The organism is Sphingomonas faeni (assembly GCF_040407565.1).
Lineage (GTDB): Bacteria > Pseudomonadota > Alphaproteobacteria > Sphingomonadales > Sphingomonadaceae > Sphingomonas > Sphingomonas faeni_F.
This window is the reverse complement of record NZ_JAPZPR010000006.1, coordinates 268,544-293,751: the sequence shown is the minus strand read 5'-3', so window position 1 is coordinate 293,751 and position 25,208 is coordinate 268,544. Positions and strand designations below refer to the sequence as shown.

General features: G+C 66.3%; 24 protein-coding genes. 18 read left to right on the top strand and 6 right to left on the bottom strand.

The features are described from left to right. The first annotated feature begins 213 nt into the window (after window positions 1-213). From O6Y00_RS14490 to O6Y00_RS14470, 5 genes are read left to right on the top strand one after another with little or no spacing between them, the layout of a single operon-like run. Complete coding sequence (locus O6Y00_RS14490; protein WP_353443281.1) at window positions 214-651, top strand: hypothetical protein; 438 nt, start codon at window positions 214-216, stop codon at window positions 649-651. A gap of 10 nt (window positions 652-661) precedes the next feature. Next, window positions 662-1,231 (top strand): sigma-70 family RNA polymerase sigma factor, encoded by a 570-nt coding sequence (locus O6Y00_RS14485; RefSeq protein ID WP_353443280.1) that lies wholly within the window; start codon window positions 662-664, stop codon window positions 1,229-1,231. Beyond that, window positions 1,224-1,934, top strand: coding sequence for an anti-sigma factor (locus O6Y00_RS14480; RefSeq protein WP_353443279.1), 711 nt, complete (start codon window positions 1,224-1,226; stop codon window positions 1,932-1,934). Before O6Y00_RS14485 ends, O6Y00_RS14480 begins: the two co-directional genes overlap by 8 nt. Window positions 1,935-1,955: 21 nt before the next feature. Then, on the top strand, window positions 1,956-2,420 hold the full coding sequence (locus O6Y00_RS14475; RefSeq protein WP_353443278.1) for a DUF3429 domain-containing protein: 465 nt from the start codon (window positions 1,956-1,958) through the stop codon (window positions 2,418-2,420). A gap of 31 nt (window positions 2,421-2,451) precedes the next feature. Next, on the top strand, window positions 2,452-3,024 hold the full coding sequence (locus O6Y00_RS14470; protein WP_353443277.1) for a Uma2 family endonuclease: 573 nt from the start codon (window positions 2,452-2,454) through the stop codon (window positions 3,022-3,024). Between the two features lie 3 nt (window positions 3,025-3,027). Here O6Y00_RS14470 and hemA read toward each other — a convergent pair whose 3' ends face one another. Together hemA and murI are read right to left on the bottom strand one after the other, a co-directional pair. Continuing rightward, a complete protein-coding gene (hemA, locus tag O6Y00_RS14465; protein WP_353467023.1) occupies window positions 3,028-4,254 on the bottom strand; it encodes a 5-aminolevulinate synthase in 1,227 nt (408 codons plus the stop codon). Window positions 4,255-4,426: 172 nt separating this feature from the next. After that, window positions 4,427-5,215 carry a glutamate racemase gene (murI, locus tag O6Y00_RS14460; protein ID WP_353443276.1) on the bottom strand — a complete coding sequence of 263 codons (789 nt, stop codon included), beginning with the start codon at window positions 5,213-5,215 and terminating at the stop codon, window positions 4,427-4,429. Window positions 5,216-5,469: 254 nt separating this feature from the next. Between murI and plsY the strand changes: the two genes are divergently transcribed. Further along, entirely contained in the window at window positions 5,470-6,084 is a 615-nt protein-coding gene (plsY, locus tag O6Y00_RS14455) for a glycerol-3-phosphate 1-O-acyltransferase PlsY (protein WP_353443275.1), read from the top strand. Next, window positions 6,077-7,168 (top strand): DNA-processing protein DprA, encoded by a 1,092-nt coding sequence (dprA, locus tag O6Y00_RS14450; protein WP_353443274.1) that lies wholly within the window; start codon window positions 6,077-6,079, stop codon window positions 7,166-7,168. Before plsY ends, dprA begins: the two co-directional genes overlap by 8 nt. 43 nt (window positions 7,169-7,211) lie before the next feature. On the opposite strand, the gene O6Y00_RS14445 is transcribed toward dprA, so the two are convergent. Beyond that, entirely contained in the window at window positions 7,212-8,501 is a 1,290-nt protein-coding gene (locus tag O6Y00_RS14445) for a glycosyltransferase (RefSeq protein WP_353443273.1), read from the bottom strand. Window positions 8,502-8,715: 214 nt separating this feature from the next. On the opposite strand from O6Y00_RS14445, the gene topA reads away from it, so the two are divergent. After that, on the top strand, window positions 8,716-11,334 hold the full coding sequence (topA, locus tag O6Y00_RS14440; protein ID WP_353443272.1) for a type I DNA topoisomerase: 2,619 nt from the start codon (window positions 8,716-8,718) through the stop codon (window positions 11,332-11,334). Between the two features lie 143 nt (window positions 11,335-11,477). Here the strand turns inward: topA and O6Y00_RS14435 are convergent, their stop codons facing one another. Further along, complete coding sequence (locus O6Y00_RS14435; protein ID WP_056053341.1) at window positions 11,478-11,774, bottom strand: sel1 repeat family protein; 297 nt, start codon at window positions 11,772-11,774, stop codon at window positions 11,478-11,480. A gap of 106 nt (window positions 11,775-11,880) precedes the next feature. Next, window positions 11,881-12,717, bottom strand: coding sequence for a pantoate--beta-alanine ligase (panC, locus tag O6Y00_RS14430; RefSeq protein ID WP_353443271.1), 837 nt, complete (start codon window positions 12,715-12,717; stop codon window positions 11,881-11,883). 75 nt (window positions 12,718-12,792) lie between these two features. On the opposite strand from panC, the gene O6Y00_RS14425 reads away from it, so the two are divergent. The 8 genes from O6Y00_RS14425 to O6Y00_RS14390 all read left to right on the top strand — a co-directional run bounded on the left by O6Y00_RS14425 (window position 12,793) and on the right by O6Y00_RS14390 (window position 19,940). Then, window positions 12,793-13,608, top strand: a complete 816-nt coding sequence (locus tag O6Y00_RS14425; RefSeq protein WP_353443270.1) for a division plane positioning ATPase MipZ — start codon at window positions 12,793-12,795, stop codon at window positions 13,606-13,608. Next, window positions 13,605-13,859, top strand: coding sequence for a DnaJ domain-containing protein (locus O6Y00_RS14420; RefSeq protein WP_353443269.1), 255 nt, complete (start codon window positions 13,605-13,607; stop codon window positions 13,857-13,859). Before O6Y00_RS14425 ends, O6Y00_RS14420 begins: the two co-directional genes overlap by 4 nt. Window positions 13,860-13,970: 111 nt before the next feature. After that, window positions 13,971-15,350: a phosphoglucomutase/phosphomannomutase PgmG gene (gene pgmG, locus O6Y00_RS14415; RefSeq protein WP_353443268.1), complete on the top strand. Its 1,380-nt coding sequence runs from the start codon at window positions 13,971-13,973 to the stop codon at window positions 15,348-15,350. A gap of 209 nt (window positions 15,351-15,559) precedes the next feature. After that, window positions 15,560-16,009: a PH domain-containing protein gene (locus O6Y00_RS14410; RefSeq protein WP_353443267.1), complete on the top strand. Its 450-nt coding sequence runs from the start codon at window positions 15,560-15,562 to the stop codon at window positions 16,007-16,009. An 81-nt stretch (window positions 16,010-16,090) separates the two neighbouring features. After that, on the top strand, window positions 16,091-16,831 hold the full coding sequence (locus O6Y00_RS14405) for an exonuclease domain-containing protein (RefSeq protein WP_254784341.1): 741 nt from the start codon (window positions 16,091-16,093) through the stop codon (window positions 16,829-16,831). A gap of 156 nt (window positions 16,832-16,987) precedes the next feature. Further along, window positions 16,988-18,475: a sensor histidine kinase gene (locus tag O6Y00_RS14400; RefSeq protein WP_353443266.1), complete on the top strand. Its 1,488-nt coding sequence runs from the start codon at window positions 16,988-16,990 to the stop codon at window positions 18,473-18,475. Further along, a complete protein-coding gene (locus O6Y00_RS14395; RefSeq protein ID WP_353443265.1) occupies window positions 18,472-18,912 on the top strand; it encodes a response regulator in 441 nt (146 codons plus the stop codon). The genes O6Y00_RS14400 and O6Y00_RS14395 overlap by 4 nt, the downstream gene beginning before the upstream one ends. Then, window positions 18,909-19,940: a sensor histidine kinase gene (locus tag O6Y00_RS14390; RefSeq protein WP_353443264.1), complete on the top strand. Its 1,032-nt coding sequence runs from the start codon at window positions 18,909-18,911 to the stop codon at window positions 19,938-19,940. The genes O6Y00_RS14395 and O6Y00_RS14390 overlap by 4 nt, the downstream gene beginning before the upstream one ends. A 137-nt stretch (window positions 19,941-20,077) precedes the next feature. On the opposite strand, the gene O6Y00_RS14385 is transcribed toward O6Y00_RS14390, so the two are convergent. Beyond that, window positions 20,078-20,569 carry a TetR family transcriptional regulator gene (locus O6Y00_RS14385; RefSeq protein ID WP_243650215.1) on the bottom strand — a complete coding sequence of 164 codons (492 nt, stop codon included), beginning with the start codon at window positions 20,567-20,569 and terminating at the stop codon, window positions 20,078-20,080. A 213-nt stretch (window positions 20,570-20,782) separates the two neighbouring features. Here O6Y00_RS14385 and O6Y00_RS14380 point away from each other — a divergent pair, with 213 nt between their 5' ends. Beyond that, entirely contained in the window at window positions 20,783-21,991 is a 1,209-nt protein-coding gene (locus O6Y00_RS14380) for an efflux RND transporter periplasmic adaptor subunit (protein WP_353443263.1), read from the top strand. A gap of 6 nt (window positions 21,992-21,997) precedes the next feature. After that, window positions 21,998-25,207 (top strand): efflux RND transporter permease subunit, encoded by a 3,210-nt coding sequence (locus O6Y00_RS14375; RefSeq protein WP_353443262.1) that lies wholly within the window; start codon window positions 21,998-22,000, stop codon window positions 25,205-25,207. The last annotated feature ends 1 nt before the right edge of the window (window position 25,208 follow it).

The following is a 25,208-nucleotide window of genomic DNA, read 5'->3' as shown; positions in this document are numbered from 1 at the left end:
CCGATCCGGAATTTGCCACACCTGTTCGTAAGGTGCCCCCCCCGAGTATCGCGATCCTCCCCCGCCAGGGGGGGTGGCTGGCCCTTGCCAGACGGAGGGGGAGGACACGAAACAGGAGTTGCCGCTTTCCTCCCCCTCCGTCAGGCTATGCCTGCCACCTCCCCCTGGCGGGGGAGGATCATAGAATGCGATGCCCCCTTAAGGAGAAGCGCCATGAAAGCCCTCACCCTGCTCGCCGCCGCCGCGCTGACCGCCTGCTCAGGCCCTGCCCCCGATACCAGCAGCGACGGCAACATGACCTCCGCCGGATCGGTCGAACGCAAGGTCGCCGCATCCAAGCCCGACGCCGCCACGCCCAACGCACCTAACTACACCGGTCGCTGGATCGGCGTCGAAGGCATGGTCCTCGACGTCGCTCCGACCGCCACCCCCGGCCACTACGCGCTGACCATGCAGTGGGACCTCGACAACAAGGGCAAGTTCGACGGCATCGCGACCGGCGACACGATAGCGTTCGATCGCGGTGGCGTCCGCGAAACGCTGCGCCCGACCAACGGCGACGCGACCGGGCTCAAATACCTTTTCGGCAAAACCGACTGCCTCACCGTAAAGCCCGGCGAAGGCTATTGCCGCGACGGACTTAGCCGCTAGGTTCCCGCCCGTGACTATCGCACATGCCAACGCCGACGCCGCCCGCGCGCACCTCTCCGAAGTGCTCCTGCGCACCGGCCAGGAGGACCGCGACGCGTTTCGCGAACTCTATACGCTGACCAGCGCGAAGCTTTTCGGGATCACCCACCGTATCTGTGGCAACGCCCAAGCCGCGGAGGATGTGCTGCACGAGGTCTATCTCACGATCTGGAAACGCGCCGGTGCCTGGGAACCCGGCCGCGCGAGCCCGATAACCTGGTTGGCGACGATCGCGCGCAACCGCGCCATCGACTGGCAGCGCGCGCAGGGCGTCCGCCGCACGAGCCCGCTCGACGATGCACCGGACGTCGCGGATCCCGGCGAGGGCGCCGAAGCGGGGATGCTGGCGAGCGAATCGTCGCGCGAACTGATCGAGTGCCTCGACGGTCTCGAACCGCAACAGCGCGACGCGATCCGCACCGCGTTCTTCGACGGCATCACCTACGCCGAACTCGCGATCAAGCGCGCCGTGCCGCTGGGCACGATGAAGAGCTGGGTCCGCCGCGGCCTCGCCCGCCTGAAGGATTGCCTCGATGGTTGATCCGATCACAGATACCGGCGTGCCCGAAGACGTCGCCGCCGCCGAACTCGCGCTCGGTCTGCTCGAAGGCGAAGAGCGCGGGGCAGCGCTGCGCCGCGTGCTCGCCGAGCCCGGCTTCGCCGCACAGGTCGAATGGTGGCGGTCGCGCCTGGCGGTCCTGTTCGACCTCTGGCCCGAACGCGCCGCGCCGCCGCATCTCGCAGCCCGGATCGAAGCCAGTCTCGACGGGACGCCAGCTGCCGCGCCAACGAGCCGCTTCGCATGGCCGGTGCTTGCCGCGGTCACGAGCGCGATCGCCGCATCGCTGCTGCTGTTCGTCATGGTCCGCCCCGAGCCGACCGTACCCGTCTCGCAGCCGATCCCCGTCGCGCGGCCGACCAGCGTGCTCGTCGCGATGCTTGGCGATGCGAAGTCGCCCGTCGCCGCGGTCTACGATCCTGCCAACGGCGCACTCCGCGTCGCAGCCGGCCCCGGCGTTCCGGACGCGCGCGTCGCGCAGCTCTGGGTGATCGGCGGCGACGGCGTGCCGCATTCGCTCGGTCTGCTTTCCGGCCGTCCAACCGCGCTGGCCCCCAAGGGCGTCGACCGCGGTCGCATAGCGCCCGGCGCGACGCTCGCGATCTCGGTCGAGCCACTCGGCGGCTCGCCGACCGGCCTGCCGACCGGCCCGGTCGTCGCCACCGGCGTGGTCGCGCGCGTCTGATGCCCGTCTGATGCCCGTCTGATGACAGCGCGACCCGCCGCGACCGGCGGCATCCCGCCGATCGCGCGCCTGCTCGGGCTGAGCGGCCTCCTCCCGCAACTCGCGGCGGTCGCGCTGCTGATGAGCGGCGATGCGCAAAGCCGGTTCTCCGCGCTGGCGATCGCCTACGCCTATGCCGCGATCATCCTGAGCTTCCTCGGCGGTCTCTGGTGGGGCCTCGCGGCACGCACCGACTCGCCGCCGCGCTGGCTCTGGTTCGCCAGCGTCGCGCCATCGCTGATCGCGCTGGTCACCGCCTGGCCGTGGATGGTCGGCCTGCGCTGGCCCGGCCCGTCACTCGTCGTGCTCGGCATCAGCCTGATCGGCGCACTGCTGGTAGACCGCGCGCTGGTCCGCACCGGCATCGCACCGCCCGGCTGGATGGCGTTGCGCGTACCGCTGTCGCTTGGTCTCGGCATCCTGACGTTACTGGCGGCTATACTGTGACTCGGGTGCGGGAAAATGCTATACTGACGCTATGAGCGTTGCCGAACACATCACTCAATTGGCTTCCGGGCCCGCGCGTTTCACCACCGCCGAGTTCATGGAGCTCGTCCGTCATCCGCCGATTGCCGACTGGCTAGGCAAGGTCGAACTGGTCAACGGGGAGATTATGCGGATGTCACCGGCAAACGTACCGCACTGGAACGCGCAGCGTATCGCCTTCCTGCGCTTGCAATCCGCCTTCGCCGCGCTCGGCACCGAATGGATCGTCGGGCAGGAACCGACCGTCCGCCTGGCCGCCGACACGCTACGCGAACCGGATGTGGCAGTGCTTCGCGATCCCGATCTGCGCGCGACCTTGTTCGACCGCGTTGCACTGTTTCTCGCTGTCGAGATCGCGGATACGAGCCTCGCGCTCGATCTCGGCGCCAAGAGAAGCGACTATGCCGAGGCGTTCGTGCCACATTATTGGGTCGTCGATATCAACGCGCGTCGGACGCATGTGATGGCCAAGCCCCGCGCCGGTGATTACGAGGACAAACGACTGATCCCGTTCGGCCACCCTATCGCAATCCCCGAACTCAACCTCGACATCGTCGTCGACTGAGCCTCAGGCTGCCTTGCGCAAGTCCAGCCGACTCCAGATTTCCACCAACGCATCCGTCAGTTCGCGCATCATCGCCTCGGTATGCGCGGGCCCCGGCGTAAAGCGCAGCCGCTCGGTGCCGCGCGGCACGGTCGGGTAGTTGATCGGCTGAACATAAACGCCGTATTCCGCGAGCAGCACGTCGCTGATCTTCTTCGCCTTGACCGGATCGCCGACCATCAGCGGCACGATATGCGTATCGCCGATCATCACCGGCAGCCCGGCGTCCTTCAGCATCGCCTTCAGCATCGCCGCGGAAGCCTGCTGCCCCTCGCGCTCGACGCTCGAGCTTTTAAGATGCCGCACGCTCGCGAGCACGCCGGCGACCAGCACCGGCGACAGTGAGGTCGTGAAGATGAACCCTGGCGCATACGAGCGGATCACGTCGACGATCGTGCGATCGGCGGCGATATAGCCCCCCATCACGCCGAATGCCTTGCCGAGCGTGCCCTCGAGGATCGTGATCCGGTGCGCGACCTCGTCCCGCTCCGAGATGCCGCCGCCGCGCGCGCCATACATCCCAACCGCATGGACTTCGTCGCAATAGGTCAGCGCGTTGTACCGGTCGGCAAGGTCGCACACCGCGGAGATCGGCGCGATGTCGCCCTCCATCGAATACACGCTCTCGAACGCGATCAGCTTCGGTGCCGCCGGATCTTCGGCCGCAAGGAGTTCTTCGAGATGCGCGAGATCGTTGTGGCGGAACACGCGCTTTTCACAGCCCGAGTTGCGGATGCCCGCGATCATCGACGCGTGATTCAGCTCGTCGGAAAAGATGATGCAGCCCGGCAGCACTTTGGCCAAAGTCGCCAGCGTAGCCTCGTTCGAGACGTACCCGCTGGTGAACAGCAGAGCCGCTTCCTTGCCGTGCAGGTCGGCGAGTTCGCCTTCCAGGTCGACATGATAATGCGTGTTGCCGCCAATATTGCGCGTGCCGCCCGAACCCGCGCCGACGTCGTGCAGCGCCTCTTCCATCGCCGCGATGACCTTCGGGTGCTGGCCCATCGCGAGGTAATCGTTCGAACACCACACCGTGATCGGCTTGGGACCGTTATGCCCGGCGAAGCAGCGCGCATTCGGAAATGCGCCCTTGTTGCGGAGAATGTCGATAAACACGCGGTAGCGCCCTTCGGCATGCAACCGGTCGATCGCCTGCGTGAACACGCGCGAATAATCGACTCGCGGACCCAAGGTAGAATCCGTTGCCGTGATGCCGTTGGTAATCATAGGCTTGGGCACTACGCCTCGCTTTCACTCGTTTCCAGCGCAATACCGCTCTTACGGTGATCGCTTTCCTCATGCTGGGTGCACATTGCCACGATGCGGCTACGACGCAAGGTGGCACATTGTCCCAGGTTAACGCTTAAAGCTGCTCGATCCTGCCAAACCCGTGCGCCGCCAAGGCGGGTCCGAGCGCGCGCTCCTCGTCGCCCAACCGGGTGAAGACGGCAACGCCCTCCCCCGCGCCCGACCATGATTCGTCCTGCATGAGATGCACGATCCGCCGCGCGATCCCGGGACCGCCATCGACGAACCGCACGCAGGGCGCCGCCGCCGCCAGCTCCGCCTCGACCAACGGAAAATGCGTGCAGGCGTTGACGATTACGTCGATCGAATGGCCACCGGGTTGCGAAAACAAGCCATCTAGCACGGCTGCATAGCGTTCCGGCGCGACGAATCGGCCGTGCAATTTCGCCTCGGCCATCTCGACCAGAGCCGCCGAGCCGTAGCGCAGCACCGTGCAATCGCCTGCAAACTTCGCCGCCAGATCATCGACATACGCCTGCCGCACGGTCGCCTCGGTCCCCAGCACGCCGATCGTCCGCGTCGTCGACAGCAGCGCGGCAGGCTTGATCGCCGGCACCGTCCCGACCACCGGCAGGTCGAGCGCCGCGCGCACCACCGGCAACGCGATCGTCGAGGCGGTGTTGCACGCGATCACGATCAGCCTCGGCCGATACCGCTCCGCCAGCCGCCCCAGCAACACCGGCACGCGTGCCGCGATCTCCGCCTCGCTCTTGGTACCGTACGGAAACCCGGCCGAGTCGGCGGCATAGACGAACGGCGCATCGGGCAGCGCCGCGCGCGCCGGCCCGACGATCGACAGCCCGCCGACGCCGGAATCGAAGAACAAGATGGGGCGCGTGTCCATGCGCGCTCTTAGGCCGGTTCGGCTCGTGCAAACCAGTCCCCGCCCCCCCACCTCGTCATCCTGACGAAAGTCAGGATCCAGAGCCACGAACGTTGCCGCCTGCAATCCTGGGTCCTGACTTTCGTCAGGATGACGGGAGGCGTCAGGATGACAGGAGGAGTCAGGATGACGGATGGTGTAAGATCGATGCCCAGCGACGCCATTTGCCGTCAGCCCCGCGTCGTTTATAAGCCCCTTCAGAACGGGGGACATAGTTGCAGACGGAAATTCTCTGGGTCGCGCCCACGCTATCGCTCGTGCTGAGCTATCTGCTCGGCTCGATTCCGTTCGGCGTCATCCTGACGCGGCTCGGCGGCGCTGGCGATCTGCGCACGATCGGCTCGGGCAATATCGGCGCGACCAACGTCCTTCGCACCGGTCGCAAGGGCCTCGCCGCCGCCACGCTGCTGCTCGATATGGCCAAGGGCGCGGTCGCCGTGCTGCTCGTCGCACACCTGTTCCCCGGCAACGCACTCCTAGCAGCGGCCGGCGCATTCATCGGTCATTGCTACCCGGTCTGGCTGAAGTTCAAGGGCGGCAAGGGCGTCGCAACCCTTATGGGCATTGTCGTCGCACTCCATTGGCCGCTCGGGCTGGTCTATGCGGTCGTCTGGCTCGGCCTGCTCGCGGGCCTGCGGATCTCCTCGGTCGCCGGCATGGCCGCCGCGCTCAGCGCCCCGTTCGCCGCCGCGCTGTTCGGTCGCTTCGACCTCGTCCTGCTGCTCCTCGCGCTCGCGCTGATCGTGCTGTGGAAGCACCGCGAGAACGTCGAGCGCCTTTTCTCCGGCACCGAACCACGCATCGGCGCCAACCGGCAAAAGAGTGACTGACCCGACGGTCTCGAGACTTCGGCTCATCCGCACGACCGGGATCGGACCGGTCACCTATCGCCAGCTCATCGCCCGCTTCGGCAGCGCGGACGCCGCCATCGAAGCGCTCCCGATGCTCGCGCAACGCGGCGGCGGACGTGCCCCCAGGATCGCCGACGCGGCGCTGGCCGAACGAGAAATGGCCGCCACCGCCAGGCTCGGCGCGCGCTATCTCTTCCTCGACGACCCTAACTATCCGCGCCTGCTTGCCGAAATCGAGACAGCCCCGCCGGCCCTCATTTTCCGCGGTGATCTCACCCACGCCACCCGCCCCTGCATCGCCATGGTAGGCGCCCGCAACGCGTCCGCCGCCGCGTGCCGCTTCGCGAGACAATTGGCGCTGCAACTCGCCGAAGAGGGCACCACGATCGTCTCCGGCCTAGCCCGCGGCATCGACACCGCCGCGCACATCGGTGCGCTCGGCGCGGGCTCCAGCGGCGCCACGATCGGCGTCATCGCCAGCGGTATCGACATCGCCTACCCGCCCGACAACACCGCGTTGCAGGAACGCATCGCCACCGAAGGCCTGCTGCTCGCCGAACAGCCCCCCGGCACCGAGCCCAAGGCGCGCAACTTCCCCTCGCGCAACCGCATCATCGCCGGCCTCGCGATCGGCACCGTGGTGGTCGAGGCCGTCCCCAAATCCGGCTCGCTCATCACCGCGCGCTTAGCCAACGAGTCCGGCCGCGAAGTCATGGCCGTCCCCGGCAGCCCGCTCGACCCGCGTGCCCAAGGCTGCAACCTCCTGATCCGCGAAGGCGCAACTTTGGTGCAATCCGCCGCCGACATCCTCGAACAGATCCGCCCGTTCGACCCACGCTCGGTCCGCTCCCCGATCGACGTCTACGCCGCCTCGCCACCGGAGGACGCAAGCGACACCGACCGCCGCCGGATCACCGACCTGCTCGGCCCCGTCCCCGTCGCGATCGACGAACTGATCCGCCAGTCGCACCTGAGCCCCGCGGTGGTCCACACGGTATTGCTGGAACTCGAACTTGGCGGCCGGCTCGAACGCCATGCGGGCGGGCGCGTGAGTCTGGCCTGACGTTCCCCAAGCCGGCGACGTGACCAACACGCGTCGGCATGCATCACGAACAGAGACGTAAGATCCGATCCGCCGCGGTCCCCGCGCTATCTTCGCCGGCGACGACATCCGCCGCCGCCTGTGCCGCCTGCGCCATCGCCGCATTGGAGAGGACGTGCGCGATGACGCTGGCGGTATGCGCGTCGCCAAATCGTTGGCGCTTGATTGTCAGGGCGATGCCCGCCGACTCAAGCCGTGCAGCGTTATCGAACTGGTCGCCGAAGTGCGGAACGACGATCTGCGGGCGGCCTGCTCGGAGTGCTTGGCCCGTCGTTCCTATCCCGCCATGATGAATCACTACCGCTGCCTCGGGGAAGACCGTCGAATGCGGCGCGTAGTGCATGGACAGGCAGTCACCGTCGCGACGCGGAGGCCCCGGTCGCCCCGTCAGGAGAAGCGCGCGCTTGCCAAGCGTCCGACTGACGGCGGCGGCGTCTTCGTAAAAGCGGCCTGCCGATACGACCGCGAACGATCCCAGCGTGAAGATCAGGGGGGCGTCCTCTGCCTGCCGACATTCGTCCAGGAACGCCTCCAGTTCGGGCGCGCGCACCTTGTCCGCGCCGGTCTCGCTATCGAAGAAGGGAAAGCCGGTCAGTGATGCCGTGCTCGGTACATCGGGCGGGAGCATACGCAATGCCGAGGACCAACAACACAGGATCGCTGCCGTCGCCGGGCCATGATCGAGCATCGGCGCCCCCTTCCCGGGACCGAGCCCGTGTTCGGCGCGCACCGCGTCGATGCGCCTGGCATATCGTCGGCGCAGGACGGTTCGCGCCAGCGACAGAAGTGCGCTGTTCCAGCCATGGCCAAAGCGGGTCTGCGGGTGATGGCGCATCAGCTCGAACTGTGGGGCGACCGGCGGCTGCCACGCGGAAAACAGCGTCATCGGTTGAAGGATGATCGTCGCCAGCGGCAGCCGTCGCTTCTCCGCGACGATCGCGGCCGAGAAGGCGAAGGTCGACCCGGCCAGCGCATCGGCTCCATCGGCCACCGCATCCAGAGCGGCGGTGCTGGCCCGCAACGATGGCATCAGGATTTCGTCGATCACGAAATCCCGGTCGGCGAGAACCTTCGCGGCGACCTCTACGTCGCTCAGGCCCAACCGCGCGCAGATCGCCGCAAAGCTCGGCAGGATCGACGCCCCCCCGAGTCCGGCGGCCCTGACCTTGTCCAGGTGATCCTCGGGGACGGCGAGCACCACCCGTTCGCCACGCGCCGCCAGCGATTGGCCGATCGCGATGAACGGATGCAGATCGCCCAGCGAGCCGATAGTGGCGAGAACGATCCGGGCCATGACGGACACTACCCAGCGATCATTGCGTTCGCGAGACAGTGCGATTTTTCCGTACAGGCGTTGCGGAAGCCCTCGTTGTGGCCCCTCCCCCCTCTGGAAATCCCGGCCCGGCGACCGCACCTTCCGCACGTCACTCCGGACCAACCCCCGCTTGACGGCACCGCCCGGACGCCGTCACCCTCGTACGCGTACACGTAAGGACCCCGGTTTCCCCATGCAGCTTGTCATCGTCGAATCGCCTGCCAAGGCCAAAACCATCGAGAAGTATCTAGGCAGCGATTACCGCGTCCTGGCCAGCTACGGCCATGTCCGCGACCTGCCGCCCAAGGACGGATCGGTCGATCCCGACGACGCGTTCGCGATGACGTGGGAGAATTACGCGGACAAGTCGAAGCAGCTGAAGGCGATCACCGATCTCGCCAAGGTCGCCGACCGCCTGATCCTCGCGACCGATCCGGATCGCGAGGGCGAGGCGATCTCGTGGCATGTTCGTGAAGTCCTGCGGGCGCGGAAGGCGTTGCCCAAGGAGGTCGAGCGCGTCACCTTCAACGCGATTACCAAGGCGACGGTGACCGAGGCGATGAAGAACCCGCGCGAGTTGGACGACGACCTGATCGACGCGTACCGGGCGCGGCGCGCGTTGGATTATCTTGTCGGCTTCACGCTGTCGCCGGTGCTGTGGCGCAAGCTGCCCGGCGCCAAGTCCGCCGGTCGCGTTCAGTCGGTCTCGCTACGCCTGATCGTCCAGCGCGAGCGCGAGATCGACGTTTTCAAGCCGCAGGAATACTGGTCGGTCACCGCCGAGATGGAGCATGACGGCACCGCGTTCGCGTCGCGCCTGACGCAATTCGAGGGCAACAAGCTCGACCGCCTCTCGATCGGCAACGAAGGCGATGCCCTGCGCGCCAAGCAGGCCGTGCTCGACGGCAATTTCTCGGTCCAGTCGGTCGAAACGAAGCCCGCCGGTCGCAACCCGCCGCCACCGTTCACGACCTCGACCTTGCAGCAGGAAGCGTCGCGCAAACTCGGCTTCTCGGCGGATCACACGATGCGGATCGCGCAGGGCCTCTATGAGGACGGCGCGATCACCTACATGCGTACCGACGGCGTGCAGATGGATTCGAGCGCGATCAGTGCCGCGCGTCTGGCCGTCGCGAACCGCTTCGACGCGAGTTACGTCCCCGACAAGCCGCGGCAATACCAGTCGAAGGCGAAGAACGCGCAGGAAGCGCACGAAGCGATCCGCCCGACCGATTTCGGCAAGGACAAGGCCGGCGGCGGCGATCACGCGCGCCTCTACGACCTGATCTTCAAGCGCGCGCTCGCCAGCCAGATGGCGTCGGCGCGGATGGAGCGCACCACGGTCGAGATGGCCGACGGGACCGGTCGCAACATCCTGCGCGCCACCGGTCAGGTCGTGCTCTTCCCCGGCTATCTCGCCTTGTACGAGGAAGGGTCGGACGACTCGGCCGACGAGGACGCGCGTCGCCTTCCGCGGATGCGCGAAGGCGATGCGCCTGCCAAGAAGAAGGTCGACGCGGAGCAGCATTTCACCCAGCCGCCGCCGCGGTTCTCCGAAGCCTCGCTGGTCAAGCGGATGGAAGAACTCGGCATCGGCCGCCCATCCACCTACGCGTCGATCATCAAGACGCTGAAGGACCGCGCCTATGTCCGGATCGAGAAGAACCGCTTCTTCGCCGAGGAGAGCGGCCGCCTCGTGACGGCGTTCCTCGAGCGCTTTTTCGAGAAATATGTCGGCTACGACTACACCGCCGAACTGGAGGAAGAACTCGACGACGTTTCCGGCGGCCGTGCACAGTGGCAGTCGGTGCTCGACGCGTTCTGGCGCGATTTCAAGCCGCGCACCAACGAGGTGATGGAGCAGCAACCGTCGGCGATCACCGCCGAACTCGACGTGTTCCTCGCGCCGTATCTGTTCCCGGCCAAGGCTGACGGCGGCGACCCGCGTCTTTGCCCCAATTGCGGCGAGGGTCAGCTGGCGCTGCGTGGCGGCAAGTTCGGTGCGTTCATCGCGTGCTCGAACTATCCGGAATGCAAATACACGCGCCGGTTCGCGCAGCCCGGTGGCGACGCCGAGGCGGATGCGGGTCCGTCGACGCTCGGCACGCATCCCGACACCGGGCAGCCGATCGAGCGCAAGGCGGGACGCTTCGGCCCGTATCTGCAGATCGGCGAAGGCGAAGACCGCAAGATGGCGTCGATCCCGAAGGATATCGGCGAGCTGAACCTGGAGTGGGCGGTCAAGCTGTTGTCGTTGCCCCGGACGGTCGGCAACCACCCCGAGACCGGCGAACCGATCATTTCGACGATCGGCAAGTTCGGGCCGTATCTGAAGCACGCGGGCAAATACGCGCGGCTCCAGACGACGGCGGACGTGTTCGAGACGGGCATGAATGCGGCGGTGGTGAAGCTCGCCGAAGCGGCAGCCGGCGGCGGACGGACCGCGCGCGGGGCTCAGGCGCCGCTGAAGATCCTCGGCAACCATCCGCGCACCGAGGCCGAGATCAAGCTGATGGAAGGCCGCTATGGCGCGTACGTCACCGACGGCACGACCAACGCGACGCTGCCCAAGTCGATCGAGAAGGACCAACTGACGCTTGAGGAAGCGGCGTCCTTGATCGACGCGCGGGCTGCTGCGGCACCGGCAACGAAGAAGAAGAAAGCACCTGCCAAGAAGCCGGCGGCAAAGAAGGCGCCGGCAAAGACGGCAGTGTCCAAGGACGAGGCTGAGGCGAAGGCTCCAGCCAAGAAGGCTTCGGCGAAAAAGGCCCCCGCCAAGAAAGCCGCCCCGAAGAAGAAAGCCGAAGCCTGACCTCTCGATCCTCCCCCGCCAGGGGGAGGTGTCGCCGAAGGTGACGGAGGGGGAGGACACGGAACAGAGGTTTCCCTTTCCTCCCCCTCCGTCTGGCAAGTGCCAGCCACCTCCCCCTGGCGGGGGAGGATCGAGAGACTAGCTCAAGCAGCCCGGCGCTGCGTCAACTGCATCCAATCCCGCGCAGCACGCTGCGCCACCGAGATCTCCCGCGCCGTCATGTCCTCGGCGATCTCAGCCCGGCATTCCTGCGCCGCGATGTTCCCCGACACCGCCGCCAGGTTGAACCACTTGTGCGCCTCGATCAGGTCGAGGACGACACCCGAAGTCCCGGTCGAATACACCATCCCGAGTTCGTAGCACGCCCGGTCGTCACCGCGCGCGGCATCCGCCAGACGGCGTTCGATTCCGATATTCGCATTCTTGAAACTGCTGCCCATGGTCTTGCCCCCAATGTTCGTGAGGACAGAGTGCCGTGATTCGCGCTACGAAATGGTTAATGGGTTAACGTCTGCTTTTTACAACTCGTCCGGGCGGTCGCCAAGCCTACTCAATGGCGATGTTGTCGATCAACCGCGTCGTACCCATCCGCGCCGCGGCCAGCAACCGCCGCGGACGCTCAGCCGCTGGGTTCTCCGCCAGCGTCTCCGCATCGGCCAGCGCGACGTAATCGATCGTGAACCCCGCACCGACCAACGCCGTCCGCGCATCGTCGAGCACCGAATCGACGTCCTCGCCCTTCGCGATCGCCCGCGCCGCGACGCCGAGGGCCCGCGGGAGGGCCACCGCCTGCTTGCGCTGCTCGTCGTCGAGATAGATGTTGCGCGACGACATCGCCAAGCCGTCGTCGTCGCGCTGCGTCGGCACCCCGACGATATCGATCGCGAAATTAAGATCGGCGACGAACCGCCGGACGACGGCAAGCTGCTGGTAGTCCTTCTCGCCGAAATACGCCGCGTCGGGCTCGACCTGGTTGAACAGTTTCGACACGACCGTCGCGACGCCGTCGAAATGGCCGGGCCGCGAGGCGCCGTCGAAGCCGTCGCTGACGCCCGAGACGCGCACCGACGTCGCGAACCCCTCGGGATACATCGTCTCGACCGACGGCAGCCAGAGCAGGTCGCACCCGGCCTCATTCAGCATCCGGATATCGGCCATCTCGCGCCTGGGATAGCGCGACAGGTCCTCGTTCGGGCCGAACTGCGTCGGGTTGACGAAGATCGACGCGACGACCTTGGTCCCCGGCCGCTTCGCCGCCTCGATCAGCGCGACATGCCCGGCGTGGAGCGCGCCCATCGTCGGGACGAGCGCGACGCGCTGCCCCGCCGCACGGAAGGCGGCGACGCTTTCGCGCAACGCATTAAGGTCCCGGACGGTGTCCACGTGAAACTCCTACTCGATAAGTGCGGTCGCGGCTTCTATGAAGGGTGACTGTTACGATCAATAAGGAAACGCGCGTTGGCCACGGGCCCGGATTCTCCTCAAAGCTCAACGCATGTCATCGTGTTCGCCAACGAAAAGGGCGGCACCGGCAAGTCGACGACCGCGGTGCACGTCGCGATCGCGCTGGCGGCCAAGGGCGCGCGCGTCGCGTGTCTCGATCTGGACCACCGCCAGCGCACCGTCGGCCGCTATCTCGACAATCGTGCCGAGACGATGAAGCGCAACGGCTCGGTACTGCCGATGCCGCGCCACGCGACGCTGTCCGACCAGAGCGAGGACCAGTTCGAGGATCTGTGGCACTCGCTATGCGAAGGCTCGGACTTCCTCGTCGTCGACACGCCCGGCCGCGACGATCCGTTCGCGCGCACCGCTGCGGCGCTGGCGAACACGCTGGTCACGCCGATGAACGACAGCTTCGTCGACTTCGACCTGATCGGCCAGGTCGATCCCGAGACCTATCAGGTGACCCGCCCAAGCTTCTATTCCGAACTCATCTGGGACGCGCGGAAGCAGCGCGCACGCGCCGACGGCACGACGATCGACTGGGTCGTGCTGCGCAACCGCCTCCAGCATATCGAGGCGCGCAACATGCGCCGCGTGTCGGACGCGCTCGCGCAACTGGCGAAGCGCGTCGGCTTCCGGATCATTCCCGGGCTCGGTGAGCGCGTCATTTACCGCGAGATGTTCCCCGCGGGGCTGACGATGATCGATTCGAAGGCGTTCGGTAGCATGGGCCTCGCGCATGTCGCCGCGCGTCAGGAACTGCGCGAGATGATGGCAGCGTTGCAACTGCCCGAAGTTGTCGAGCAAGCGCCGGACGTCGCTGCGTGAAGTGGATCGTCGCCGCGCTGTTTATTTGGGCGGCGTGGCATTATCTCCGCCCCAAGCCGAAGCAACGCGTCGTAACGGATGAAGCCGAAGCGCGCTCGATCCTCGGCGTCGACAGCAGCGCGAACGCCGACGCGATCCGCAGCGCGCACCGCCGCCTGATCGCCTCGGTCCACCCCGACCGCGGCGGCTCGACCGAGCTGACCCGGCGCGTAAACGCCGCGCGCGACCTGCTGCTGAAGCGCACGCGCTAAGCCGTTCTCCTGCGAACGCAGGAGCCCAGGGTTACGAACGCTGTCGCTCTTGGCGCCTGGGCCCCCGCTTTCGCGGGGGAACAGCAGTGAGACATAATCGGAGAGAGGCCCATGACCCACCAGTTCGACCCGACCTCGCTCCGCGAATACGACATCCGCGGGATCGTCGGCAAAGCGCTGGGCCCCGCCGATGCCACCGCGATCGGCCGAGGCTTCGCCACCCGCATCCGCGCCGCCGGCGGCACCCGCGTGGCGGTCGGCTATGACGGCCGCAACTCCTCGCGCGAACTCGAAGCCGCGCTAGTCTCCGGCCTCGTCGCAGGCGGCGTAGACGTCGTCCGCATCGGCCTCAGCACCTCGCCGATGCTCTATTACGCCGAGGCCACGCTAGAGGTGGACGGCGGCATCCAGGTAACCGGCAGCCACAATCCCCCCGAGTATAACGGCTTCAAGATGGTGCACGCCCACGCGCCATTTTTCGGCGACGACATCCAAGACCTGGCCGCGCTCGCCGCGTCGGGTGCCTGGAGCGAAGGCGCGGGCGAAGTGACGACCGCGGACGTGCTCGACGCCTATGTCGGCCGGCTGATGGCGGGCTATGCGGGCGGCGCGTTCCGGATCGGCTGGGACACCGGCAACGGCGCCGCTGGCCCGGTGATCGAGAAGCTCGTCCAGCTCCTGCCGGGTGAGCATCATGTGATCTTCGCCGAAGTCGACGGCAATTTTCCCAACCATCATCCCGATCCTACCGAAGAGTCGAACCTTGCCGATCTGAAACGCCTGGTCGCGGAGAAGCAGCTCGATTTCGGACTGGCGTTCGACGGCGATGGCGACCGGATCGGTGCGGTCGACGGGTTAGGCCGGGTAATCTGGGGCGATCAAATTCTCTCCATTCTGGTCGAACCTGCGCTGCGCGAACACCCCGGCGCGCCGATCGTCGCCGACGTGAAGTCGTCGCAGGCGTTGTTCGACCGAATCGCCGAACTGGGCGGGGAACCGGTGATGGCCGCCACCGGTCACAGCCTGATGAAGACCGCGATGACGCGCACCGGCGCGCCGATCGGGGGGGAGTTGAGCGGGCACCTGTTCTTCGCGGGCGAATATTACGGGTTCGACGACGCGCACTACGCGGCGGTGCGGCTGATCCGCGCGGTGCATCTGTCGGGGCGGTCGCTGACCGAGTTGCGCGATGCGATGCCGGCGCTGGTGGCGACGCCGGACCTGCGGTTTCCGGTCGAGGATGTGCGGAAGTTCGCGGTGGTGGACGAGGTGATCGCGCGGCTGAAGTCGGAGGGCGCGGAGATGGACCTCACCGATGGCGCGCGGGTGACGACCGCCAACGGATGGTGGCTGTTGCGAGCCTCGAACACGCAGGCGATGCTGACGGTGCGGGCTGAGGCAAAGGACCAGGCGGCGCTGGATACCTTGCTCGGGGAAGTCGACGCGCACCTCGCGACGAGTGGCGTGACCCGCACCACGTCGGCACGATAGAATACCACCCCGGCGAAGGCCGGGGCCCAGTTGGAAAGGTGGATATAACGAAGCACTTCACTACGTTAGCGACGTCCCCCAACTGGGCCCCGGCCTTCGCCGGGGTGGTGCAGGTGGATAGGGGATCGCTCCACTTGCATCCGCTGCCGAGCCGATTGACTCACCACCACTCCAGCCTACCGTCCCGCCACCACCCAAGGAGTCCCCACGTGGAGCGCCCAGTCGACGAATTCCGCTCCAGCACGCGCCGCTGGCTGCTCGGCAGCTTTGCCGGTTGGGGCACGCTGCTCACCTGCCTCGCCGGCATCGGCTTCGTCATCATCGGCGTCCGCTGGCTCAAGAACCGCAGCGCCAGCTATGAGATCACCGACCAGCGCCTCATCATCAAGCGCGGCATCCTGTTCAAGACGATCGACGAGATCGAACTCTACCGGATCAAGGACGTTCGCCTCGGTTACTCGCTGCTCAACCAGATGACCGACATCGGCACGATCATCCTCACCTCGAGCGATCGCACCACCAGCGGCGGCGAGTTCACGCTCCGCGACATCCCGATGGCGCGCGACCGCCGCGAAGGCCTGCGCAAGCTGGTCGACCGCGCCCGCCAGCGCCGCGGCGTTCGCGAACTCGACGTGGATGACGCATACGCGCTGGATTAAGCGCGCTTTTGTCCCCACATGGCGGGCATGGCGCCCCCCTATCCCAAGCCCGCATATTCCAAGCCTAGGCCGCAACCCCAGATGATCCGGGTCGTCGACCTCGAGACCACCGGTTCGGCCCCGCCCGCGCACGGCGTTTGCGAAATCGGCTGGCAGGACGTCGCGCTCGGCGAGGATGGTCGCTGGGAGATCTATGGCGAAGGCGGCAGCCTGCTCGTCAATCCCGGCCGGCTGATCCCGCCGGTGACGCAGGCGATCCACCACATCCTCGACGAGCATGTCGCCGACGCGCCGTATTGGCATGATTGCGCGCGCCAAGTGCTCGACCCGTGGCCACGCCGGCTCGCGCTCGCCGCGCACCGCGCGGATTTCGAGCAGAAATTCTGCACCCCCGCGCTCACCCGCGATGCCGAGTGGATCTGCACGTGGAAATGCGCGCTGCGGCTCTGGCCCGACTCGCCGAGCTTCTCCAACCAGGTGCTGCGCTACTGGCGCAAGCCGCACGGCATGGAGCACGAGCGCGGTCTGCCCGCACACCGCGCGTTCCCCGACGCCTACGTCACCGCATTCCACCTCCGCGACATGCTCAACGAGGCGAGCCTTGCGCAACTGCTCGAATGGTCGCGCGATCCCGGGCTCATCCCGCGCGTCCGCTACGGCCCCGATCGCGGCAAGGAATGGTCCGAACTCGATCACGAGACGCTGATGGCGTTCATGACCGATCGCGATCCCGATATCCGCTTCACCGCGAACCACGAGATGGACCGGCGCAGCGGCGGTGGGCGCGTCGGCAAGGCGAGCGCGCAGGACTTGCTGCTTTAATCGAAATCAATACCGAGCGACCTAGCGTTTCGCGCGAACCGCGCCTACGCGCGACGAATGGACGTTGAGCCTCCGCAACGATCGGTTTTGCCGGGGACGGCTTTGCCGGGATCGCATTCTCCAGAGTTGGCCTCCAAGCCGCTTGCTGTTCTTGGATTGCGCGTCCGGGAGGACAAGATCGGCCGCGTACTGGTCGGATTCATGGCGCTGGGCTTCGTGGCGCTACTCGCTGCAGCATTGGCGATCGGCGGGATCACCGTCCGCAACCAAGGCTATACCGCCGCAGTGATCCACACGCTCGACGTCCGCCAGGCGATCGCCGACACGCAGATCAAGTTCGAACAGTCCGAAACGGCCCGCCGCGGCTATGTGCTCAACGGCAAGCCGCTATTCCGCGAGGCATATGACCGAAGCGCGCGCGCGATCGAGCCCGGGCTGGCACGGCTGCGCAGGATGACGCGCGACAACGCGACACAGACGGCGCGGCTCGACACGATCGAGACCCGGTTTGCGCAACTGCGGGCGCTGCGCACGATATCGATGGCGCTGGTCGACACCGGCCGGATCGCCGAGGCGCAGCAGCGGTTTCGCGACGACGCGAGCGTCCCGCTGATGCGCGCGATCCGCTATCGCATGCAAGCGATGACCGACCAGGAGAGCGCGCTGCTCGCGGTCCGCACCGATGTCCAGTCCCGCGCGACCGGCCTGTTCGTCGCGGTTGCGGGTGTGGCGGCGACGCTTCTCGTTCTGGTCGCGCTGCTCTCGCTGGTCGTCGTACGCCGCTACACGGGCGATCTGAGCCGCTCGCGCGACGATCTCCGCGCATTCAACGACCATCTCGAAGAACAGGTCGTGATCCGTACCGCCGACCTCAGTCGCGCGAACGAGGAGATCCAGCGCTTCGCCTATATCGTCAGCCATGATCTGCGCAGCCCGTTGGTGAACGTGATGGGCTTCACCGCCGAACTCGCCGCCGCCGCGGTGCCGCTCGCCGAGCTGATTGACCGGGTCGAGGCGGATGCGCCGCATCTGCTCACCGAAGACGCACGGCTGGCGGCACGCGAAGACCTGCCCGAGGCGATCGGCTTCATCCGCACCTCGACGCAGAAGATGGATCGTCTGATCAACGCCATCTTGAAACTGTCGCGCGAGGGACGGCGGACGATTGCGCCCGAGCATATCGATCCTGCCCAACTCGTCGATACGATCATCGGCTCGATCCAGCACGTCATCGACGATCGCGGCGCGCTGATCCGAGTCGTGCGGCCGATGCCGGCGATCGTCACGGATCGGCTTGCGCTCGAACAGATCCTGTCCAACCTGATCGAGAACGCCACCAAATATCTGCAGTCCGGCCGTCCCGGCGAGATCACGGTAAGCGGCGAGATCGCGCGCGGCCGAGTCGTCCTGTCGGTCGCCGACAACGGACGTGGCATCGAACCGCGCGATCACCAGCGCATCTTCGACCTGTTTCGGCGCTCGGGCCCGCAGGATCAGCCAGGCGAAGGGATTGGCCTCGCGCATGTCCGCGCGCTGGCCTATCGTCTCGGTGGCACGATCGACGTGCAATCGACGCTCGGCGAAGGCGCGACCTTCAGCCTCAACCTACCCACAGAATTGACGACGCAGGATATCAAGGCATGAACCAGCATCAGACCGTCGGTATCGTCATGATCGAGGACGACGAAGGCCATGCCCGGCTGATCGAGAAGAACATCCGGCGCGCCGGTATCCTCAACGACATCAAGCATTTTACCGACGGCACGAGCGCACTCGACTTCCTGTTCAACGCCGCCGATGGCCCTGCGAAGAGCGGCCCGGCGATGATCCTGCTCGATCTCAACCTCCCCGACATGAGCGGCACCGATATCCTGGCGAAGATCAAGGCGGAGGGCAGCGCGCTACGTCGTACGCCGGTGGTCGTGCTCACCACCACCGACGACAAGGTCGAGATCGAACGCTGCTACGATCTGGGCTGCAACGTCTACATCACCAAGCCCGTCAACTATGAGAGTTTCGCCCAGGCGATTCGACAGCTCGGGCTGTTCCTGTCGGTGATCCAGGTGCCCGAAGCCGAGTGAGCGAAACGCGCGTCCTCTACATCGACGACGACGCCGGGATCCGGCGGCTGGCAGCGCGTGCGCTCGAACGCCGCGGCTACCGGATGACCGTTGCCGAGACGGGGGCCGAGGGGGTCGTCAAGGCCGCTGCCGATCGCTTCGACCTGATCGCGGTCGACCATTACATGCCCGGCATGGACGGTCTCGAAACGCTCGAAGCACTCCGCCGCCTGCCCGATCCGCCGCCCGTGGTGTACGTCACCGGCTCCGAGGAAGGCCGCATTGCGGTCGCGGCGCTGAAGGCGGGCGCCGCCGATTACGTCGTGAAGACGGTCGGCGAGGATTTCTTCGACCTGCTCGCGGCGTCGTTTGCGCAGGTGCGTGCACGCGCGCTGCTGGAACAGGCCAAAGCGTCGGCCGAGGCCGATCTGCGCGCCAGCAACGCGCGGCTCGAGGCATTGCTCGGCGAAGTCAACCACCGCGTGGCCAATTCGCTGCAACTCGTCTCGGCGATGGTCCGCCTCCAGGCGACTGCATTGACCGATCCGTCCGCCCGCGAAGCGCTTGAGGATACACAACGCCGCATCCAGGCGATCGCGCAGGTCCACCGCCGACTCTACACCAGCAACGACGTCGAGAATGTCGACATGCGGGAATATCTCGGCGCGCTAGTCGACGAACTTGCCGAAACGTGGTCGACCGATGCTCTGCCGCGCGCGCTCAGCCTCGCCGCCGAGCCGATCCACCTCCCCACCGACCGGGCGGTGTCGCTCGGCGTGATCGTCACCGAACTCGTCACCAACGCTTGCAAATACGCCTATCCCACCGGCGGCGGCGAAGTCCGCGTGGCGCTGCGCCGGATCGACGACGATATCTTTATACTCGCGGTCGAGGATGATGGCTGCGGCATACCCGAAGACGCCGTCCCGCGCGGCACCGGCCTCGGCACGAAGCTGATCCGCGCGATGGCGCAGAGCCTGCAGTCGATCGTCGAATACGACCCCACCCATTCCGGCGTCCGCGCCACCCTTCGCGCGGCGGTACGCTAGCCTTCTAATCCTCCCCCGCCAGGGGGAGGTGGCGCCGTAGGCGGCGGAGGGGGAGGCACACGCAACAAGGGTTTCCCCTTACCTCCCCCTCCGTCTGGCAAGTGCCAGCCACCTCCCCCTGGCGGGGGAGGATTATCTCAGAGCGCGCGGACCGCCGCAAGGATCATCCGCCCGGTCAACCGCGCCGTCTCATCCTCCGACAACCGCGGCCGCGACAGCGTACGGTGGCCCAGCCCGAACATGAAGGCGAGGATCAGCTCCTCCGCGCCCTCCAGTTCGTTCTCCTGCAAATCGGGATTGGCGACGCAGGCGAGTTCGCGGATCATCCGCCGGAAATCGCGGCACAGGTCGGCGATCGTGTCGGCGACATCCGCATTGCGATGCGCCTCCGCCATGATCTCGAACGACAGCGCCTCGTCACCCTTCGACAGGGCACGCCGTGCGAGTTCGACGAACCCTTCCTCGATCGAGAACCGTTCCGATTTGACCGAGTCGTTCATCGTCTGCAGCTCGCCCATCTTGGCCGCTGCATCCTCCATCACGATCGCCTGGATCACCGCGTTCTTGCCGGTGAACAGGCGATAGATCTGGCCGACGGACACGCCCGCCGCCACGGCCAGTTCGGACATCGGAGTCTGGTGAAACCCTTGTGTCGCAAACAGATGTCGGGCCGACGAGACGATACGCTCTCGACTTCCCATTTCATGCTGCACTGCACTCAAAATCATATTCCCGACGCGTTTTTTGGTTGACCGGCCGCTCGCACAATCCTAGCGGGCAAGCAAGCGGAATGAACGTTCATTCCGGTGAACCTAATCTGCACGGACGTCGGGATGCTTAACATGCAGCAATTGAACCTCAAGGGATCGGTGGCGCTCTTCGCGCTCGCCCTGCTGTCGGCTTGCGGCAAGGAGCAGGCTCCGCCGCCTCCGCCGACACCGACCGTCGGCGTCGTCACCGTCGGCGAGGAAGCGGTCGTCCTCACCTCCGAGCTTCCCGGTCGTATCGCCGCGGTAGAGACCTCCGAAGTTCGTCCGCAGGTCAGCGGCGTGGTCCGCGATCGCCTGTTCACCGAGGGTGCGATGGTCAGCAAGGGCCAGGTGCTCTACGCGATCGAGGACGCCCCCTACCGCGCGGCGCTCGCCAGCGCGCAGGGCCAACTCGGCGCCGCCCAGTCGCAGATCAACGCGACCCGCCTCCAGGCGCAGCGCTACGGCCAGCTCGTGCAGCTGAACGCGGTCAGCAAGCAGGAGGCGGACAACGCAAACGCTTCCGCCCAACAGGCTCGCGCTAATGTTGCAGCGCAACAGGCGGCGGTCCAGGCGGCGCGCGTCAACCTCGGCTTCACGCGCATCAAGGCACCGATCTCGGGCCGCATCGGTCGATCGCTCGTGACCGTCGGCGCGCTGGTCCAGACCGGCCAGACCGATCCGCTCGCGACGATCCAGCGCACCAACACCGTCTATGTCGACGTCGTCCAGTCGGCGGCGCAGCTGCTCGATCTCAAGCAGGCGATGGCAAGCGGCGGCGTGACCCGCGGCGACGGCAGCGCGCGCGTCCAGCTGATCCTGCCGAACGGCACGACCTATCCGATCGAGGGCCGCCTGCAGTTCGCCGAAGTCACGGTCGACCAGACCACCGGCGCGGTGACACTGCGCGCGAGCTTCCCCAACCCCAACGGCCTCTTGCTGCCCGGCATGTATGTCCGTGCCAAGCTGGTCGAGGGCACCCGTCGCCAAGCGATCATGGCGCCCACCGCGGGCATCACGCGCGATCCGCGCGGCGGTGCGACCGCTCTGGTCGTCAACGCGCAGAACAAGGTCGAGCAGCGTAATGTCACCACCGATCGCGTGATCGGAGACAAGTGGATCGTTACCAGCGGCCTGAAGCCCGGCGACAAGCTGATCGTCGAGGGGCTGCTCAACCTGCGCCCTGGCGCGACCGTCAAGCCGGCCGCCCCGCAGCAGGTTGCCAAGCCCGCCGGCGCGGCACCCGGAGGCGGCGACGCGTCCGGTGCGACCAGCAACAGTTCCGCGCAGGCCGGGAAGTAACCGCCCATGTCACGCTATTTCATCGATCGACCCATCTTCGCGTGGGTCATCGCCATCATCCTGATGCTGGCGGGTATCCTCGCGATCCGGTCGCTGCCGATCGCGCAGTTCCCTGAGATCGCCGCCCCCAAGGTGACCGTCGCGACGTCCTATCCGGGCGCCGACGCACAGACGCTCGAGAACACGACGACGCAGATCATCGAGCAGCAGATGAAGGGCATTGACAACCTTCGCTACTTCGCCTCGACCTCGGATGGCTCGGGCAACCTCGCGATCACGCTCACCTTCGAGCAGGGGACCGACCCAGACATCGCGCAGGTCCAGGTGCAGAACAAGCTGCAGCAGGCGACGCCGCTCCTGCCGCAGGAAGTGCAGCAGGCCGGTCTCCGCGTGACCAAGGCAACCGCCAACTTCCTGCTGATCATCGCGGCCTATTCGGAAAACGGCGACCACGACCAGGTCGATCTCGGCGACATGATCGCCTCGAAGCTTCAGGATCCGCTCAGCCGCATCAAGGGCGTCGGCGACACGCAGGTGTTTGGCGCGCAATATTCGATGCGGATCTGGGTCGATCCGTTCAAGATGTCGAACCTTGGCGTCACCGTCACCGACATCACTTCGGCGCTGACCGCACAGAACGCACAGGTTTCGGCGGGGCAAGTCGGCAGTCTGCCCGCCGTGAAGGGCCAGTCGCTCAACGCAACCGTGACCGCACAGTCGCGTCTCCAGACGCCGGAACAGTTCCGCGCGATCATCGTCCGCTCGGCGACCAGCGGCGCGACCGTGCGCCTGTCGGACGTCGCCCGCGTCGAGATGGGTTCGGAAAACTACAGCTTCCAGGCCCGCTATAACGGCAAGCAGGCGGCAGGCTTCGGCGTGAAGCTGGCACCGGGTGCGAACGCGCTCGATACCGTCAAGCTGGTCAAGGCCGAGGTCAACCGGATCGCCAAGCAGTTCCCGCCCGACGTCAAGGTCGCGTTCCCGATCGACAACTCGACGTTCGTGCGGCTGTCGGTCGAGCAGGTCATCCACACGCTGATCGAGGCGATCGTCCTCGTCTTCCTCGTGATGTTCCTGTTCCTCCAGAACTTCCGCGCCACGCTGATCCCGACGATCGCAGTCCCGGTCGTGCTGCTCGGCTCGCTGGCCGTGCTCCAGGTCGCGGGGTTCACGATCAACACGCTGACGTTGTTCGGCATGGTGCTGGCGATCGGCCTGCTCGTCGATGACGCGATCGTCGTCGTCGAGAACGTGGAGCGCCTGATCCAGGAGGAAGGGCTAAGTCCGAAGGAAGCCGCCAAGAAGTCGATGGACGAGATCAGCGGCGCGCTGGTCGGCATCGGCCTGGTGCTGTCGGCGGTGTTCCTGCCGATGGCGTTCTTCAGCGGCTCGACCGGCGTGATCTTCCGCCAGTTCTCGATCACCATCGTGTCGTCGATGGCGCTGTCGGTGCTGGTCGCGTTGATCCTGACGCCCGCGCTCTGCGCGACGATCCTCAAGCCCGCCAAGGACGGCCATAGCGAGAAGAAGGGCTTCTTCGGCTGGTTCAACCGCACCTTCGACAAGGGCGTCGGCAAGTATGGCAACGGCCTGCGCCGCGTCGAGAAGGGCTGGGTCCGCACAATGCTGGTCTATGCCGTGATCGTCGTCGCGATGGCCTTCATCTTCCTGCGCCTGCCGTCGGGCTTCCTTCCCGAGGAAGATCAGGGCGTGATGTTCGCGCAGGTCTCGATGCCGTCGGGTACGCCGATGGAGGAGACCGCCCGGACGATGGACAAGGTTCGCGATCACTTCATGATCGACGAGAAGGCCAACACCGCGGGTATCTTCACGATCAGCGGCTTCGGCTTCGTCGGCCAGGGCCAGAATGTCGGCATCGCCTTCATCCAGCTGAAGCCCTGGGAAGATCGTAGCGGCAAGGAGAACGGCGTCGCCGCGGTTGCCGCCCGTGCCAACCAGGCGCTTGCCGGGATCCGTGCCGGCATGGTGATCGGCTTCGTGCCGCCCGCCGTGCAGGAACTGGGTAACGCCAACGGCTTCGACTTCATGCTGAAGGACAATGCCGGCGTCGGTCACGAGAAATTGCTCGAAGCGCGCAACATGCTGCTTGGCATGGCCAGCCAGGACAAGCGCCTGATGCAGGTCCGTCCGAACGGGCTCGAGGATGCGCCACAGCTGAAACTGAACGTCGACCAGGCGCAGGCGGGGGCACTCGGCCTCAGCCAGCAGGACATCAACACCACCGTCAGCACCGCGTTCGGTGGCGCGTACATCAACGACTTCATCGACCGCGGTCGCGTGAAGAAGGTGTTCGTGCAGGCCGACGCACCGTTCCGCACGACGCCCGCCGATCTCGGCAACTTCTACGTCCGCGGCACGACCAGCAACGCGATGGCGCCGTTCTCGTCCTTCTCGACGACGAGCTGGAACTACGGTCCGTCGCGCCTCGAACGCTATAACGGCGTAGCCTCGTTCGAGATCATGGGTTCGCCGGCGCCGGGCGTCAGCAGCGGCACCGCGATCAAGGCGATGGAGGAGATGGCGGCCAAGCTGCCCCCCGGCATCGGCTATGAGTGGACCGGCCTCAGCTATGAGGAAAACCTGTCGGGCGGCCAGTCGACCACGGTCTATGCGCTGTCGCTGCTGATAGTGTTCCTCTGCCTCGCGGCACTGTACGAGAGCTGGTCGATCCCGATCGCCGTCCTGCTGGTGGTGCCGCTCGGCGTCCTCGGCGCGGTCGGCGCGGCGATGATCTTCGGGCTGAACAACGACATCTACCTCCAGGTCGGGCTGATCACGACGATCGGCGTGGCGGCGAAGAACGCGATCCTGATCGTGGAATTCGCCGAGGAGAAGATGGGCGAAGGAATGAACGCGGCCGATGCCGCGGTCGAGGCGGCGAAGCTTCGCCTTCGCCCGATCCTGATGACGTCGTTCGCGTTCATCTTCGGCGTGTTGCCGCTCGCATTGTCGACCGGTGCAGGCGCCGGTGGCCAGAACGCGATCGGCTGGGCGGTGGTCGGCGGCATGCTGTCCGCGACCGTCCTCGCGATCTTCTTCGTGCCGCTGTTCTTCCTGCTCGTGAAGCGCGTCTTCAAGCAGGACAAGGCCGGCTCGGGGCAAGACCGCGACCAGGTGCCTGACCACGACGGCAACCGTGACGATAACCGTGACGGCGGCCATCCGCCCCACGACCAGCGGCCGCAGGAGGCCTGAT